Raw genomic sequence first — 16,209 nt, forward strand, 5'->3', positions numbered from 1 at the left:
CGTTTATCTCCTGTGAGGAATCCGATGACTCCCGAAGAGCTCTTCCTGAAGCTGGTCCACGGCGTCGCCGACCGCGACTTCGCCGTACTGCCGGGCCTGTACGCCGAGCAGACCGACGTACGCCACCCGATGAACCCGTATGGCGACCACCCGCTGCTGACCCGCGCCGCCCTCGAGGAGCACTTCGGCGTGAACGGTCCGCGGGTGAGCGAGGTGGTCCGCTTCCAGCCGGCCAACATCCGCGTCCATCAGACGGCCGACCCCGAGGTGATCGTTGCCGAATTCGAGTACGCCGGCACTGTGCTGGCGACTGGCGAGCCGTTCACCGCCCCTGCGATCTTCGTACTCCGGGTCCGCGACGGCCTGATCGTCGAGTCCCGCGACTACATCGACCACCTGGCGATGATCCGAGCCCGCGGCCAGGTCGACCAACTCATCACCCACCTCCGGGAACCGTCCGCCACCCCCGCCACGTCCTAGCCCCAGAGCCGCCCGATGGCCCCGGACCGAGACACCAAGCCCGCCCGGGGCCATCTCCAATTCCCCACCCCGCTCGTGCCGCCATCGGGCTGGTCAGCGGGGGTGGGGGTCGGTGAAGTGGTAGTGCTGGGCGAGGGTTGAGGTGCGGAGTACTTGGCCGGTGTGGTGGATGACGTTTGGGTCGGTGGCTAGGGCTGCGACTGCTCGGCCGACGAAGAGTGGGGATTCGGAGTCGGTCAGGTCGATGAACTCCGCCGCGCGGAGGACCGACTCGGTGCGCACGAGGCCGGGATAGAGCGAAACCGCGGTGACGCCGTGGTCGCGGAGTTCGTGGGCCATGCACGCGATCATGTGGTCGGTTGCCGCTTTTGCAGCGCCGTACGCGACGCCGGTTTCGGTCTTCTCGGCACCTTCCGACGACACGTTGACGATCAGGCCGGACCCGGCGGTGACCATAGTCGGAGCTGCCGCAACAGTCGTCACGTAGTGCGCTCGTACGCCGGCCTGGAACGCTGAATCCCAGCGCTCGAGGGGCTGCGTCCAGAAACCGGCCTCCTCCCAGAACGGCGTACCGTCCCAGAAGTACTCGTAACCGCCCCACACGTTGTTGACGAGTACGTCGATCCGCCCGGCCTCATCAACCACCCGCCGCACGGCGGCCCGCGTCTGCTCGTCATCGCGATGGTCACACGCGATCGCCACCCCGCGCCCACCCAGCGCGGTGACCTCCGCCGCGGTCTCCTCGACAGTCCCCGGCAGCGGCGTGGGCGGCGCCGCGCCAGTCGTCGTCCGCCCGGTCACGTAAACAGTCGCCCCCTGCTCGGCGAGCCCGAGAGCGATCCCCTTCCCCACCCCACGACTCGCCCCGGTGACGAGCGCAACCTTCCCCACCAACGTCGCCATTGACCGAAGCTAACAGCGCCCACAGACAGAAAACCGCGGAGCAGGCCTCTAGATGTCCGCCGGCGGCTGCGGTCCGTCGGGGCGGCAGCGCGAGCACCAGGTCGCAACGCCGGCGACACTTGGACGGGACGCATCCGGCGGGCCGAGGTGGAGCGCGCGGAGTGGTTGCGGTGAGGAGCGGAGCGACGAAGGTAGCGCCTGCGAAGGGACGCGGGGGCCTACAAGCAAACGGCCCCTCGACCAGGGAGTGGTCGAGGGGCCGTACAAAGAGAGGGTCAGCGGTCGCCCATGGGGACGTACTGGACGCCTCGGGCGCCGGTGTAGATCTGCTTGGGGCGGGCGATCTTCTGGTCGCCGTCGCCGAGCATTTCGAGCCACTGGGCCAGCCAGCCGGAGGTGCGGGGGATGGCGAACAGGACCGTGAACATCTCCGGCGGGAACTGCAGGGCCTCGTAGATCAGGCCGGAGTAGAAGTCGACGTTCGGGTAGAGCTTGCGGGAGACGAAGTACTCGTCCTCCAGCGCGATCTTCTCCAGCTCGACGGCGATCTTCAGCAGCGGGTTGATGCCGGTGACCTCGAAGACGTCGTCGGCGGCCTTCTTGATGATCTTCGCGCGCGGGTCGTAGTTCTTGTAGACCCGGTGGCCGAAGCCCATCAGCCGCTCTTCGCCGTTCTTCACGCCCTCGATGAACGAACCGACGTTGTCGACCGAACCGATCCGGCGGAGCATCTTCAGCACGGCCTCGTTGGCGCCGCCGTGCAGCGGGCCGTAGAGGGCACCGATCCCGCCGGCCACCGCGGTGTACGGGTCGACCTGGGTGGAGCCGATCGCGCGGACCGCGTTGGTGGACGCGTTCTGCTCGTGGTCGGCGTGCAGGATGAACAGGATCTCCAGCGCCCGCACCAGGCGGTCGTCGGCGGCGTACTTCGGCTCGCTCATCTTGAACAGCATCGACAGGAAGTTCGCCGTGTAGCTGAGCTCGTTGTCCGGGTACACGTACGGCTTGCCCTGCGCGTGGCGGAACGCGAACGCGCCCAGCGTCGGCATCTTGGCGATCAGCCGGCGGATCTGCAGCGCCCGCGACTCCTCGTCGAAGATGTTGCGCGACTCGGGGTAGAACGTGGACAGCGCGCCGACCGAGGCCAGCAGCATGCCCATCGGGTGTGCGTCGTACCGGAAGCCCTGCATGAAGGTCTTCAGGTTCTCGTGCACGAACGTGTGATACGTCACGTCGTGTGCCCAGGCCTCGTACTCCGCCTTGTTGGGCAGCTTGCCGTTCACCAGGAGGTACGCGACCTCGAGGTAGTTGGACTGCTCGGCGAGCTGCTCGATCGGGTACCCGCGGTACTCCAGGATGCCCTTGTCGCCGTCGATGAACGTGACGGAGGAGCGGCAGGACGCGGTGTTGACGAAGCCCGGGTCGTAGGTGGCCAGGCCACCGTCGCCGTCGGATGCGCTGATCTGCTTGAGGTCGGCGGCACGGATAGTGCCATCGGTGATGGCAAGGTCGAAGTCCTTGCCGGTCCGGTTGTCCCGGACGGTGAGCGACTGTTCGGTCACAATGCCCTCTTCGGAAGCTGGCGTCATCGCCTGGATGAATGAGGGTAGATCAGCCGGCGGGACGCGGGTTCGGACTGCAATCTTCACCGCTAAACTAGTGCGGTCCTCAGCTGCTTCCAAGCCGGGGTCCCCTCGGCGTGTGGGCTCGCTTTGACCCACGCGTGCCGTCGCCGGTATTCTGGGCTGCTGTTGTGCGTTCCAGGTCGATGCCGTGTCGGCTGACCGCTCGCCGACGTCCAGTTTTAGTCAACCTCTGAGAAACGAAGGTCAACGACCGTGCGCACGTACAGCCCGAAGCCTGCTGACGTCACTCGTGAGTGGCACGTGATCGACGCCACCGACGTCACGCTCGGTCGGCTCGCCGTCCAGATCGCCACCCTGCTGCGCGGCAAGCACAAGCCGACGTTCGCCCCGCACGTGGACGGCGGCGACTTCGTCATCGTCGTCAACGCCTCCAAGGTGGCCCTGTCGGGCACCAAGCGGACCGACAAGCTGGCGTACCGCCACTCGGGTCACCCGGGTGGTCTGACCGCGACGCCGATCGGCGAGATCCTCGACAAGGACCCGCGTAAGGCCGTCGAGAAGGCCGTCTGGGGGATGCTGCCGAAGAACCGCCTGAGCCGGAAGCTGCTGACCAAGCTGAAGGTGTACGCCGGCCCGGAGCACCCGCACACGGCCCAGCAGCCGAAGCCGTTCGAGATCACCCAGATCGCCCAGTAAGCGATCGACGAACCAGGTAAACGAGGATTCACAGCGTGAGCGACATCACCACCGAGACCGAAGAGTTCGACCCCGAGGTCCCCATCGACAGCGAGGGCCCGGTCGCCTACACCTCCGAGACGAACCCGACTCCGGAGCAGCGCGCCGAGACGGGTCGGGTCGCGGTCATCAACCCGGCCGGCGCCACTGGTCGCCGCAAGGAGGCCGTCGCCCGCGTCCGGATCGTCCCGGGCACCGGCAAGTGGAAGATCAACGGGAAGGACCTCGACGTCTACTTCCCGAACAAGGTCCACCAGCAGCACGTGAACGAGCCGTTCGTCGTCGCGGGCCTCGAGGGCTCGTACGACGTGATCGCCCGGATCAACGGCGGCGGTATCACCGGCCAGGCCGGTGCGCTGCAGCTCGGTGTCGCCCGCTGCCTGAACGCGGCCGACCTCGAGGCCAACCGTCCGGGTCTGAAGAAGGCCGGTCTGCTCACCCGCGACGCGCGGATCAAGGAGCGTAAGAAGGCCGGTCTCAAGAAGGCCCGTAAGGCGCCTCAGTACAGCAAGCGCTGATCACCTGATGGGGCGTTTGTTCGGTACGGACGGAGTCCGTGGCCTGGCGAACGTGGACCTGACCGCGGAGCTGGCGCTCGACCTGTCGGTCGCGGCAGCTCACGTACTCGGCGAGGCCGGTGCCTTCGAAGGGCACCGGCCGCGCGCCGTTGTGGGCCGGGATCCTCGTGCCAGTGGTGAGTTCCTCGAAGCCGCCGTCGTCGCTGGTCTTGCCAGCGCCGGCGTCGATGTCGTCCGGCTCGGCGTCCTGCCGACCCCGGCCGTCGCGTACCTGACCGGCTCGACCGGCGCCGATCTCGGTGTGATGCTGTCCGCCAGCCACAACCCGATGCCGGACAACGGCATCAAGTTCCTGGCCCGCGGCGGGATCAAGCTCGACGACGTGATCGAGGACGCCATCGAGGCCCGGATGAACGAGGAGTGGCAGCGCCCGACCGGCGCTGACGTCGGCCGGGTCACCGACGACGGGCAGGGCTTCGAGACCTATGTCTCGCACCTGGTCCGCTCGGCCCCGAACCGGTTCGACGGTCTCAAGGTCGTCATCGACTGCGCGAACGGCGCGGCCTCGCAGACCGCGCCGGAGGCACTGCGCCGGCTCGGCGCGGAGGTGGTCACGGTCGCTGCCGCGCCGGATGGCCTGAACATCAACCTGAACTGCGGATCCACGCATATCGAGGGTCTGCAGCGTGAGGTGATCGGTCACCGCGCGGACGTCGGCATCGCGCTCGACGGCGACGCGGACCGCTGCCTGGCGGTGGACGCGAACGGCGAGCTCGTCGACGGCGACCAGATCCTCGCGGTCCTGGCGCTCGCGATGCGCGACAGCGGCCGGCTGTCGAACGACACGGTCGTCGCGACCGTGATGAGCAACCTGGGCTTCGTCCAGGCGATGGTGCGGGAGCGGATCGCGGTCGAGCAGACCAAGGTCGGCGACCGGTACGTGCTCGAGGCAATGAAGGCCGGCGGCCACAAGCTCGGCGGTGAGCAGTCCGGGCACGTGATCCTGTCCGACCACGCCACCACCGGCGACGGCACGCTGACCGCGGTCATGCTGCTGGCCCGGGTCGCGCAGACGGGGAAGACCCTGGCCGATCTGGCCGGCGCGATGACCCGCCTCCCGCAGGTCCTGGTCAATGTGAAGGACGTGGACAAGAACCGCGCAGGCACCGATGCCGCAGTCCAGTCCGCCGTCGCGGATGCCACCTCCCGACTGGGTGACTCGGGCCGGGTTCTGCTCCGCCCGTCGGGCACCGAGCCGCTCGTCCGCGTCATGGTCGAGGCCGAGTCCTCGGACACCGCACACGAGATCGCCCATTCCCTCGCCGACGTCGTCGCGACTTCGCTCAAGCTGTAGAACTCTGCACAACCAAGGACGCCGGAGAGCCGCCAGGCTCTCCGGCGTCCTTGCGTTCGCGGTCGTTGTGCCTAAGGACAGGAGGTAGTGCCGATTTCGTCGCCGTGGCGGCGGCTCTCAGGCGTGAGGTCTGGTTCAGTGGGCGTATACGTCCTGTCGTTACGGCACCATCACCGGAGGGATGAGCGTGGAGCGGGAGTTGGGATTGTTCCTGCATCTGGCGCGCACGTTGAACTACGGGCGGACCAGCCTCGAGTGCCATGTGAGCGCGGCGACACTGACCCGGACCATCCAGCGGCTGGAGAGGCGGGTCGGCGCCCGGTTGCTGGATCGCGGGCCGCGGGGTGTCGTACTGACCGAAGAGGGTCGGCGGTTCACGGCGTACGCCGAGCAGGCGCTGGAGCTGTGGGGCGACTACCAGGCCGGATCCGACGAGCCGGCCGGGCTGACCGGCGACCTGCGGATCTTCGCCACCGTCACGGCATGCCAGACTCTTCTGCCCGACCTTCTCGAGCCGTTGCGGGCAACGCATCCGCAGATCCGGCTCGATGTGCGGACCGGTGATGCCGCGGCCGCTCTCGCGCGACTCGACGAGGGCGAGGTCGATGCAGCCGTCGCGGGTATCCCGAAGCGCCTTCCGCAGACGCTCGTGAGTCGACCGGTGGCAGTCACGGACCTCGTGCTGGTGCACGCCCGGGACAGCGAGCCCGACGGGTCGTACGTCGTACCCGCGCGCGGCCTGGTTCGGGAGACGGCGTTCCGGTGGTTCCGCAGATCGGGGGTGAAGCCAACGATCGCCGCGGAGCCGGACGGGCACGAGGCGCTGCTTGCCCTGGTGGCGCTGGGATGCGGGACCGGCGTCGTGCCGCGGCTGGTGCTGGACTCGTCGGCGGTGCGCGAGCGGCTGGTCGAAGTGCCGGCGGAGCTGGGGGAGCTGACTATCGGGCTTTGCGTGCGGCGCGGCGACCTGCGGAGGCCTTTGGTTGCGGCGCTTTGGGGGCTGTGACCGTCGCTCCGGGGAAGAGTTTGGCGGGGACCAGTTGGGGCGGGAGCGGGTCGGCGCCTTCGAGTTCGCGGATCAGAGCCTCGGTGCCGAGCTGGCCGAGCTCGGGCCCCGGGGTTCGCATCATCGTGAGCTCGGGATCCGTCATCGCCGCGGTTTCCGGGACCATCAGCAGGGACAGGACCGACACGTCGGCGGGGATCTCGCGACCGCTGCGCCTCAGGCCGGCGACGACGCCGAGCGCGGCGTACTCGTTCAGGACCAGGACCGCTGTCGTCTCCGGATGCTCGGCCAGCAAGCGCTCCGCGGCCAGCTTGCCGGCCTGAGTGGTGTCCGAACAGGGCAGGACGACGACGGGCAGTCCGTACGACGCGGCGACCCGGCGATAGGCGTCCTCGGTCCGGACCCAGGGACCGTAGGCGTGGAACCGCGGATCGTCCAGATCGCCCGAGATCAAGGCCATTTCGCGATGCCCGTGGTCGTACAGATGCTTCACCGCATCCTCGACCGTCGTGTCGAAGTCGATGTCGACGTGCGACAAACCCTCGAGCTCGGTCGTCCGGCCGATCAACGCGAACGGCGTACCGGCCTGCTGCAGTACGTCGACTCGCGGATCGTCCAGCTGCACCTCCATCAGCACGACGCCGTCGACCAGGCCCTGCCCGAGCAGCTCTCGCAGTTCGACCCCGTCGTTGCCGACTGGCCAGAGCACCAGGTGGTAGTCCTCCTTGCGTGCCGCCTCGGCCGCGCTGGTGAAGAACTCCGCGGTCGACATCCCGAACCGGTGCTCGAGCGCCGGGTAGGCCATCGCGATGATGTGCGTACGCCGACTGGCCAGCGCGCGGGCCACCATGTTGCGTCGATAGCCGAGTTCGACCATCGCCTGCTCGATCCGCGCCCGGGTCGCCGCCGTCACCGGTTTGGTGTCGTTCAGCAGGAACGAGACGGTCGCGATCGACACCCCGGCACGCTGAGCGACGTCCCGCATCGTGACCATCGAATCCCCCTCTGAACTCTTGACAGCGATGTGACCTACGGAACATAGTCCTTCAACGCCTCAGTTAAGCGGTTTACCGCCCAATCGACAAGTGCAGCACGGTTTTCCCTCGTCCGTTGGTTAAACGCTTAGAAGGAGTCCGATGTCATGATCAGCAAGCGGATCGCCGCCGCGCTGGCGGGTGCGACGACGGTGTCGCTCCTGCTGGTCGCCTGCGGTGACAACGGCGGCGGTGGCCAGTCGTCGTCATCGTCCGGCGACAGCGTCAAGAGCCTCACGATCCTGGACTACTACAACAACGACCCGGACAAATCCCTTGTCCAGAAGGGACTTGACTCCTGCGCGTCGCAGCTCGGCATCACGATCCAACGGGAGACGGTGCCTGGTGACACCTTGATCCAGAAGGTGCTGCAGCAGGCGTCCTCGAAGACGCTGCCCGACGTGCTGATGCTCGACAACCCCGACGTACAGCAGATCGCCGCGACCGGCGCGCTGGCGCCCCTGAACGACATGGGGCTGAACGGCGACGGAGTCATCAAGGGCATGGTCGACGCGACGTCGTACCAGGGCAAGCTCTACGGACTCGCGCCGGTGACCAACACGATCGCGTTGTTCTACAACAAGGACATGCTGGCCGAGGCCGGCGTCCAGCCACCGAAGACCTGGGACGAGCTGAAGGCCGCGGCCAAGAAGCTCACCAAGCCCGGCCGGTACGGAATGGCGTTCAACGCGAACGCGACGTACGAAGGTTCGTGGCAGTTCCTGCCGGCGATGTGGACCAACGGCGGTGACGAGACCGACCTGACCAGCCCGCAGGTGGCCGAAGCCCTGCAACTGTGGGTGGACCTGGTGAAGTCGGGTTCGGCGTCGAAGAGCGTCATCAACTGGACCCAGGGCGACGTCAACGACCAGTTCATCGCTGGCAAGGCCGCGATGATGGTGAACGGGCCCTGGCAGATCCCGGCGCTGAACAAGTACCCCAAGATCAAGTGGGACGTGGTCACGTTCCCGCTGAACAAGCCGGACCAGACGCCGGTCGCACCGCTCGGCGGCGAGGCCTGGACCGTCCCGCTGAACAAGGACCAGGCCAAGCAGCAGAAGGCCGCGGACTTCGTGAAGTGCCTGAACTCGGACGCGAACGAGCTGGCCTGGGCGAAGGCCCGGTTCACCCTCCCGACCAAGCTCGCGCTGCTCGACCAGTACGCCAAGGACGTGCCATCGATGAAGGCCTTCGCCGAGCAGGTGAAGACCGCCCGCGCGCGGACCGGCAAGCTCGGCGACAAGTGGCCCGACGCGGCGAAGGTGATCTACCAGGCCATCCAGCTGGCGCTGACCGGTAAGGCCTCTGCCCAGGACGCCTTCAAGCAGGCCTCCGGGGGCTGATCCGATGGTGGTACTCACACGTACGACGGTGGCCGGCCGCGAGCGCGTTCGCGGCCGGCGCCGCCGGGGCGAGGACCTGACCAAGGTCCTGTTCGTGCTCCCGGCCGCGGTGGCGATGATCGCCCTGTTCGGCTACCCGGTGGTGAAGAACCTGCTGATGAGTCTGCAGGACTACACCCTGAAGACGTTCTTCACCGGCGTCGCGCCGTGGGTCGGGCTGCAGAACTACTCCACGGTGGTGCACGACAAGCTGTTCGCGGACGCGATGCTCAACACCGCGCTGTTCACAATCGGGTCGATCGCATTCCAGTTCGTGATCGGGCTCGGCCTGGCGCTGTTCTTCCGGAATCGCTTCCCGCTCGGCGGCCTGCTGCGCTCCCTGCTCCTGCTGCCGTGGCTGCTGCCGCTGATCGTGTCGAGTGCTACCTGGCGCTCGATCCTCGAGCAGGACAGCGGCATCCTCAACCGGACCCTGATGGGCCTGCACATCGTCAACGATCCGGTGCCGTGGCTGAACTCGCCGTCGGTCGCGCTGATCGCGGTGATCGGCGTGAACATCTGGATCGGCATCCCGTTCAACGTGACGCTGCTGTACTCCGGTCTGTCCGAGATCCCGGACGAGTTGTACGAAGCCGGGCAGCTCGACGGCGCGACCGGATGGCGCGCGTTCTTCCACATCACCTGGCCGAACCTGCGCTCGGTGGCGGGTGTGGTGCTGATGCTCGGGGTCGTCTACACGATCAAGGTCCTCGACATCATCCTCGGCCTCACCGGCGGTGGACCGGCGAACGCGACGCAGACGCTCGCCACCCAGTCGTACGAGAAATCCTTTGTGGACTTCAAGTTCGGGCAGGGCGCCGCGTTGAGCAACATCCTGATCGCGATCTCGTTCGTGTTCGCGATCTTCTACCTGCGCAGCACCCGCCGCGCGGTCGACGAGTAGGAGGTCAGCATGCGACGTACGGCGTACACCGTCATCGGGATCGTGATCCTGGCCGTGATGCTATTCCCGGTCTACTGGATGGTCAACGCGTCCCTGCAGCCGTCCGGGAACACGTTGACCGCCGGCTTCCTGCCGTTGCACCCGACGTTCACCGGCTACAAGCGCGCCCTCGACGAGCAGGGCGGCAACCTCGTCACCAGCATGATCATCGCGGCCGGGACCGTCGTCCTCAGTCTCGCGATCGCGACCCCGTGTGCGTACGCGCTCTCGCAGTTCCGCTCCCGCTGGGTGTCGATCGGGCTGCTGGCGATCCTGATCTCGCAGATGATCCCGGGGATCGTGATCGCGAACGCGTTGTACACGGCGTACGAACGGATCGGGCTGCTGAACTCGATCCCCGGTCTGATCGTGGCGAACTGCAGCAGCGGGATACCGTTCGCGATCCTGATCCTGCGGTCGTTCATGATGTCGCTGCCGCCGTCGCTGGTGGAGGCCGCGCGGGTGGACGGCGCCGGGCTGTTCCGGGCGTTCGTGGCGATCGTGCTGCCGATCAGCAGGAACTCGCTGATCACCGCGGGACTGTTCAGTTTCCTCTTCTCCTGGAGCGACTTCCTGTTCGCGCTGACGCTGACCACGAAGGGCGGCGTACGGCCGGTGACGCTGGGGATCTACCAGTACCTCGGCACGCAGGTGCAGAACTGGAACGCGGTGATGGCGACCGCGGTGCTCTCGGCGATCCCGGCCATCGTGCTGCTGGTCGCCGCGCAGAAGTACATCGCCGCCGGTGCCATCGGCGGGGCAGTCAAATAACCCTTTAAGGACAACGAATATGACGTTGAACGTACTCGTCTGGGGCGAGAACCGGCACGAGCAGATCGAGCCGCACGTCCGCGAGATCTACCCGGACGGCATGCACGAGACCATCGCCGCCGGTATCCGCGAGAACCTCTCCGACGCCAAGGTCTCCACCACGACGCTGGACGAGCCGGAGCACGGCCTGACCGACGAGGTGCTGGCCGGGACCGACGTCCTCGTGTGGTGGGGGCATGCCGCGCACGGTGAGGTCGACGACAAGGTGGTCGATCGCGTGTACCAGCACGTCCTGTCGGGTATGGGCCTGATCGTGCTGCACTCCGGTCACTGGTCCAAGATCTTCGGCAAGCTGATGGGTACGACGTGCACCCTGCGCTGGCGCAGTGAGCGCGACCGCGAGCTGGTGTGGACGATCAACCCGACACACCCGATCGCGCAGGGCGTCCCGCACCCGATCGTGATCGAGCAGCAGGAGATGTACGGCGAGTTCTTCGACATCCCGGTGCCGGACGAACTGGTCTTCGTGTCGTCGTTCTCCGGCGGCGAGGTGTTCCGCTCGGGCTGCACGTTCCGCCGCGGGCACGGCAAGATCTTCTACTTCTCACCCGGCGACCAGGACTACCCGGTGTACCACCACAAGGACGTCCGCAAGGTGATCGCGAACGGCGTGAAGTGGGCTCGCACCGATCTGCCCGAGCGGGCGCTGCCGACCTTGCTGCGCTACGAGACCGACGACTTCTTCAACGGTCACGGCTACTCCGGCCCGATCGAGGAGCCCGCGGATGCCTGAGCCCTTGCGGCTGATCCAGGTCGGCGCCGGCGGTATGGGCCGGGCCTGGCTCCGTACCATCGCCGCGAACGCGGACGTCGAGCTGGTCGGCCTGGTCGACCTGGACCTCGAAACCGCCCGGTCCGCCGCTGACCAGCACGGCTTCCCCGATCTCCCCATTGCGAGCTCTATCGACGAACTGAGCAAGGATGCTGACGCGGTCATCGACGTCACCGTCCCGGTCGCCCATCCGAAAGTCAGCGTCGACGCACTCCTCGGCGGCCTCCCGGTGCTGTGCGAGAAGCCACTGGCCGAGACAGTCCGCGAGTGCCTGGTCATGGTGGCGGCGAGCGAGGTCAGCGGGAAGCTGTTGATGGTCTCGCAATCCCGGCGCTACTTCCGCGCCGTGGCAGCCTTCCAACGGCAGTTGGCCGAGCTCGGGCCGATCGGCACGCTGTCGTGCGAGTTCTACAAAGCCCCCCACTTCAGCGGCTTCCGCGAACGCATGGCCGAACCGCTCCTCGTCGACATGGCGATCCACCAGTTCGACCTGTCCCGCAAGCTCATGGGGTCCGAGCCGGTCTCGGTGTACTGCGACTCGTACAACCCGCCCTGGAGCTGGTTCGACGGTAACGCCGCCGCGTCCGCGATCTTCACGTACGCCGACGGCTCCCGCTTCACCTTCACCGGCAGTTGGTGCGCCCCGGGCCTCGAAACCTCCTGGAACGGTTTCTGGCGCGCGAGCACCGCCGCCGGCACAGCAACCTGGGACGGCGACAACGCGCCCGTCGCCGAGCTCGTGTCGGGCGAGCCCCTGCCGGCCGTCATGTCCGACGAACCCCAGGAGATCGCCGGCTCGCTGGTCGAGTTCGTGAACGCGGTCCGTACGTCGGCAACCCCGCAATCCGAGGTCCATTCCAACGTCGTAAGCCTGGCGATGGTCGAAGCCGCCGTCCGCTCCGCCACCACCGGAGCCCCGGTCCGCATCGCCGACGTCATCACCGAGGCCCACACCGAGGCCATCGCCACCACCCAGGACCCAGCCCTGCAGGCAGCCCTCAAGTCCTGGCCCAACCCGCTCAAGGCAGTCGGTCTGGAGCCCTAGCCTTTCAGTCCGTGCAACAGGGCGGTGCGTACATTGCGCTTGCTGCAATGTGCGCACCGCCCTTTGACTGGTGGCATGAAGAGTTCGGTGTTTCGGGTCGAGAGCATGGTCGTGCCGGGTGGGACGGAGTCCATCGTGCGGGGCGGACGGGACCTGTTCCCGCTGCTGCCCGAAGCGCTGCACGGGGTGGAGCGCATCGGCGTACTGGGTTGGGGGCCGCAGGGACGGGCGCAGGCCCTGAACCTGAGGGACTCGCTCGCCGGGACCGGGATCACCGTGAGCGTTGGGCTTCGGCCGGGGTCGGCGTCCGCGGAGGATGCTCGGGCCGAGGGGTTCAGCGAGGACGACGGCACGCTCGGCGACTGGCTGGAGGTTGCGGCCGCATCCGACCTGGTTATCTTGCTCATCGCCGACGCCGCCCTCGCCGCTGAGCACGAGAAGATCTTCGCGGTGCTGAAGCCGGGCGCCACCATCGGCCTCTCGCACGGCTTCCTCCTGGGCCACCTGGAGGCGATCGGATCGGCCTTCCCTGAAGGGCATCCGGTGATCGCGGTCTGTCCGAAAGGGATGGGAGATTCCGTCCGCCGTCTCTACCGGCAAGGTGAAACGGTGAACGGGGCCGGGATCAACGCGAGCATCGCCGTCCACGCGGATCCGGACGGGCAGGGGTGGGACCGGGCGCTCGCGTGGTCGATCGGGCTGGGGTCGCCGTACACGTTCGCGACCACGCTGGCCGACGAGTACCGGTCCGACATCGTCGGTGAGCGGGCGATCCTGCTCGGCGCCGTCCACGGGCTGGTGGAGGCGCTGTACAGGTACTTCCGGATCGGCGGGTCCGATCCGGTGACGGCGTACGAGCGTTCCACCGAGGCGATCACCGGGCCGATCGCACGGACGATCTCGAACGAGGGCCTGGCCGCCGTCCGCGCGGCCTGCGGGGATCAGGACCTGTTCGACCGCGCGTACTCCGCGGCGTACCGGCCGGCCCGCGACCTCGTCGCGGAGATCTACGATGAAGTTGCCGACGGCACCGAGTTGCGGAGCGTGATCCTGGCCGAGCAGCGGCTCGCCACCCGGCCGATGACCGAGATCGGCGGCAGCCCGATGTGGTCGCACAGCGCCGAGGTGCACGCCCGCCGCACAACAGCCGACCAAAAGATCGATCCGGTCACCGCGGGACTGTTCGTCGCGACGATGATGGCGCAGGTCGACGAGTTCGCCGCCCGCGGGCACGCCTGGTCGGAGATCGTGAACGAGTCGGTGATCGAAGCGGTCGACTCGCTGCTGCCGTACATGCACGCCCGCGACGTCGCGTACATGGTCGACAACTGCTCCCGCACCGCCCGCCTCGGCACCCGCCGCTGGGGCCCGCGCTTCCAGGCGGCGTACGAGCAGATCGCCCTCCCGCGGCTCGACCGTCCCGCGGACCGAGCACTGCTGGAGGACTTCGAAGGCAACCCCGCCCACGACGCTCTGGCCGCGGCTGCGAAGCTACGCCCCTCGGTGGATATTTCCGTTTAGCCTGGGCGCCATGACGTCCCCGACGATGACGCGGTCACGGCTGATCCCCATGCGCCCGCGGGATCCGCACGAGCCCGGCCGGACCGCGTCCTCGCTCGAGCTGTTCTTCGACCTGGTGTTCGTGGTCGCGGTGAGTGTCGCCGCGTCCGAGTTGCATCACGCGCTGTCGGACAAGCACATCGTCGACGGCCTGGGGTCGTACGCGATGGTGTTCTTCGCGATCTGGTGGGCGTGGATGAACTTCACCTGGTTCGCCACCTCGTTCGCCACCGACGACTGGCTCTACCGGCTGCTGACGATCCTGCAGATGAGCGGGGTGCTCGTGCTCGCCGCAGGCATCGAGCAGGTCTTCGCCGACCGCGATTTCACCGTGGTGGTCTTCGGGTACGTCGTGATGCGGGTCGCGATGATCGCGCAATGGCTGCGGGCATCGCACCGGACCGGGGAGAGCCGGCAGGCGACCCTGCGGTACGCCGCTGGGATCGCCGTCGTGCAGGTGCTGTGGCTGACCACGTTGGCGATGTCCGGGACGGTGGTGGTGGTCGCCTGGTGCGTGTTCGTGCTCGCCGAACTCCTCGTGCCTGTCGTCGCGGAGCGGCGCTGGACGACGCCGTGGCACCCGCACCACATCACGGAGCGGTACGGCCTGTTCACGCTGATCCTGCTCGGCGAGAGCCTGCTCGCGTCCGCCAACGCGATCATCGAGGCCGTCCACGACCACGAGGCGCTCGGCCCGCTGATCGCGCTCTCCGTGCTCACGCTCGTGGTCACGGCGGCGATGTGGTGGATCTACTTCTGGCCGCCGCACCACACCGCGATCAGGACGTTCGCGAGCTCGATACGGTACGGCTACGTGCACTACTTCGTCTTCGCCGCGGCCGGCGCGTTCTCGGCCGGGATCGAGGTCGAGATCGACAGCATCACGCACCACACCGAGCTGAGCGAGGTCGCCGCCTCCTACACGGTGACGATCCCGATCGCGATCTTCGTCTTCGGCATCTGGTGGATCGCGATCAAGGACAATGCAGATCGGACGGTCAACATCGTCGTACCGCTCGGTGCCGGCCTGGTCCTGCTGGATCCGCTGATCCCGATCCCGTTCGCCCTGACCGCCGTCTTCATGGCGCTGATCGTGGCGACGCTCGTCATCCACCCGCCGGTGCAGCGTTCAGATGAGGGCTCAGGCGGGGGTGCCTAGCTCGGCCAGGGCGGTGGCCACGCGGCCGTGAGCGGCGTCAAGGGCGGCTCGGGCTTGGGCGACGGGTGATCCGGTCAGGAGGTGGACGAGGGCCGGCTTGAGCTCGCCGTCGGCCTCGGCCAGGGCGGCTTCGCAGGCGGCCTCGTCGGCGCCGGTGGCCTCGGCGAGGATGCGCAGCATCCGGCCGCGGAGCTTGGCGTTGGTCGCCACCAGGTCGACCATCAGGTTGGACCAGGTGCGGCCGAGCTTGATCATCAGCGTCGTCGAGAACGCGTTCAGGATCATCTTCTGCGCGGTGCCGGCCTTCAACCGGGTCGAGCCGGCGATGACCTCGGGGCCGGTGTCCGCGGCGATCACGACGTCGGCCAGCGGCGCCAGCGGGGCGTCCGGGTTCGACGTGACCAGCACGGTGGTCGCCCCGGCCGCGCGGGCGGCCTTCAGGGCGCCGGCGACGTACGGCGTGCTTCCGGAAGCGGCGAGGCCGACGACGAGGTCCTGGCCGGTGACCGCGGCCGCATCGGCGGCGCCGCCGTCCTCGGAGTCCTCGACGTTCTCGACCGCGCGCAGCAGCGCCTCCATCCCGCCGGCGTGGTGGGCGACCACCAGTCCGTCCGGCACGTGGAACGTGGGCAGCAGCTCGGCGGCGTCCAGGACCGCCAGGCGTCCCGACGTACCGGCGCCGAAGTAATGCACCCGGCCGCCGCCGCGGACCGCCTCGACGGCGGCGTCGACGGCCTTGGTCAGCTCCGGGATCACAGCACTGACGGCACCCGCGACGCGGGCGTCCTCGTTGTTCAGCATCTGGAGGATCTCGGACGTGCCCACCGCATCGATGGCGAGCGTCCTCGGGTTGCGCTGCTCGGTCGGTGAGGTCACAGGATCGATGTTAGTTTTCTACTGA

Annotated in this window: 16 protein-coding genes; 12 read left to right on the plus strand and 4 right to left on the minus strand. The window is 67.7% G+C overall.

The features are described 5' to 3' along the window. Window positions 1–24: 24 nt before the first annotated feature. Window positions 25–480 carry a nuclear transport factor 2 family protein gene (locus EV653_RS28700; protein WP_134107224.1) on the plus strand — a complete coding sequence of 152 codons (456 nt, stop codon included), beginning with the start codon at window positions 25–27 and terminating at the stop codon, window positions 478–480. Window positions 481–573: 93 nt separating this feature from the next. Here the strand turns inward: EV653_RS28700 and EV653_RS28705 are convergent, their stop codons facing one another. Together EV653_RS28705 and EV653_RS28710 are read right to left on the minus strand one after the other, a co-directional pair. Continuing rightward, the gene (locus EV653_RS28705; RefSeq protein ID WP_134107226.1) at window positions 574–1,383 is read right to left on the minus strand and encodes an SDR family NAD(P)-dependent oxidoreductase; all 810 of its coding nucleotides are present in this window, start codon (window positions 1,381–1,383) and stop codon (window positions 574–576) included. Window positions 1,384–1,658: 275 nt separating this feature from the next. Then, window positions 1,659–2,945, minus strand: coding sequence for a citrate synthase (locus EV653_RS28710; RefSeq protein ID WP_238160463.1), 1,287 nt, complete (start codon window positions 2,943–2,945; stop codon window positions 1,659–1,661). A gap of 276 nt (window positions 2,946–3,221) precedes the next feature. On the opposite strand from EV653_RS28710, the gene rplM reads away from it, so the two are divergent. The 4 genes from rplM to EV653_RS28730 all read left to right on the plus strand — a co-directional run bounded on the left by rplM (window position 3,222) and on the right by EV653_RS28730 (window position 6,582). Next, window positions 3,222–3,665: a 50S ribosomal protein L13 gene (gene rplM, locus EV653_RS28715; RefSeq protein WP_130441431.1), complete on the plus strand. Its 444-nt coding sequence runs from the start codon at window positions 3,222–3,224 to the stop codon at window positions 3,663–3,665. Window positions 3,666–3,700: 35 nt separating this feature from the next. After that, on the plus strand, window positions 3,701–4,222 hold the full coding sequence (gene rpsI, locus EV653_RS28720; protein ID WP_134107230.1) for a 30S ribosomal protein S9: 522 nt from the start codon (window positions 3,701–3,703) through the stop codon (window positions 4,220–4,222). Between the two features lie 7 nt (window positions 4,223–4,229). Next, the gene (gene glmM / locus EV653_RS28725) at window positions 4,230–5,576 is read left to right on the plus strand and encodes a phosphoglucosamine mutase (protein ID WP_134107232.1); all 1,347 of its coding nucleotides are present in this window, start codon (window positions 4,230–4,232) and stop codon (window positions 5,574–5,576) included. Between the two features lie 181 nt (window positions 5,577–5,757). Then, window positions 5,758–6,582: a LysR substrate-binding domain-containing protein gene (locus EV653_RS28730; protein ID WP_134107234.1), complete on the plus strand. Its 825-nt coding sequence runs from the start codon at window positions 5,758–5,760 to the stop codon at window positions 6,580–6,582. Here EV653_RS28730 and EV653_RS28735 read toward each other — a convergent pair. Continuing rightward, window positions 6,515–7,576 carry a LacI family DNA-binding transcriptional regulator gene (locus EV653_RS28735; protein ID WP_134107236.1) on the minus strand — a complete coding sequence of 354 codons (1,062 nt, stop codon included), beginning with the start codon at window positions 7,574–7,576 and terminating at the stop codon, window positions 6,515–6,517. The genes EV653_RS28730 and EV653_RS28735 overlap by 68 nt on opposite strands. A 147-nt stretch (window positions 7,577–7,723) precedes the next feature. Here EV653_RS28735 and EV653_RS28740 point away from each other — a divergent pair, with 147 nt between their 5' ends. From EV653_RS28740 to EV653_RS28770, 7 genes are all read left to right on the plus strand, one after another. Continuing rightward, window positions 7,724–8,959: an ABC transporter substrate-binding protein gene (locus tag EV653_RS28740; protein WP_134107238.1), complete on the plus strand. Its 1,236-nt coding sequence runs from the start codon at window positions 7,724–7,726 to the stop codon at window positions 8,957–8,959. A gap of 4 nt (window positions 8,960–8,963) precedes the next feature. Next, entirely contained in the window at window positions 8,964–9,902 is a 939-nt protein-coding gene (locus tag EV653_RS28745; RefSeq protein ID WP_134107240.1) for a carbohydrate ABC transporter permease, read from the plus strand. A gap of 9 nt (window positions 9,903–9,911) precedes the next feature. Beyond that, a complete protein-coding gene (locus tag EV653_RS28750; RefSeq protein ID WP_134107242.1) occupies window positions 9,912–10,712 on the plus strand; it encodes a carbohydrate ABC transporter permease in 801 nt (266 codons plus the stop codon). A 19-nt stretch (window positions 10,713–10,731) separates the two neighbouring features. Continuing rightward, window positions 10,732–11,505: a ThuA domain-containing protein gene (locus tag EV653_RS28755; RefSeq protein ID WP_134107244.1), complete on the plus strand. Its 774-nt coding sequence runs from the start codon at window positions 10,732–10,734 to the stop codon at window positions 11,503–11,505. Next, window positions 11,498–12,589, plus strand: coding sequence for a Gfo/Idh/MocA family protein (locus EV653_RS28760; protein WP_134107246.1), 1,092 nt, complete (start codon window positions 11,498–11,500; stop codon window positions 12,587–12,589). Before EV653_RS28755 ends, EV653_RS28760 begins: the two co-directional genes overlap by 8 nt. Window positions 12,590–12,664: 75 nt before the next feature. Next, window positions 12,665–14,110, plus strand: coding sequence for a ketol-acid reductoisomerase (locus EV653_RS28765; protein ID WP_134107249.1), 1,446 nt, complete (start codon window positions 12,665–12,667; stop codon window positions 14,108–14,110). A gap of 10 nt (window positions 14,111–14,120) precedes the next feature. Then, window positions 14,121–15,308 (plus strand): low temperature requirement protein A, encoded by a 1,188-nt coding sequence (locus EV653_RS28770; protein ID WP_202871882.1) that lies wholly within the window; start codon window positions 14,121–14,123, stop codon window positions 15,306–15,308. Here the strand turns inward: EV653_RS28770 and murQ are convergent. Continuing rightward, window positions 15,291–16,184, minus strand: a complete 894-nt coding sequence (murQ, locus tag EV653_RS28775; protein ID WP_134107251.1) for an N-acetylmuramic acid 6-phosphate etherase — start codon at window positions 16,182–16,184, stop codon at window positions 15,291–15,293. The two genes, EV653_RS28770 and murQ, sit on opposite strands and share 18 nt — an antisense overlap. Window positions 16,185–16,209 lie beyond the last annotated feature (25 nt).

The organism is Kribbella pratensis (genome assembly GCF_004365355.1).
Lineage (GTDB): Bacteria > Actinomycetota > Actinomycetes > Propionibacteriales > Kribbellaceae > Kribbella.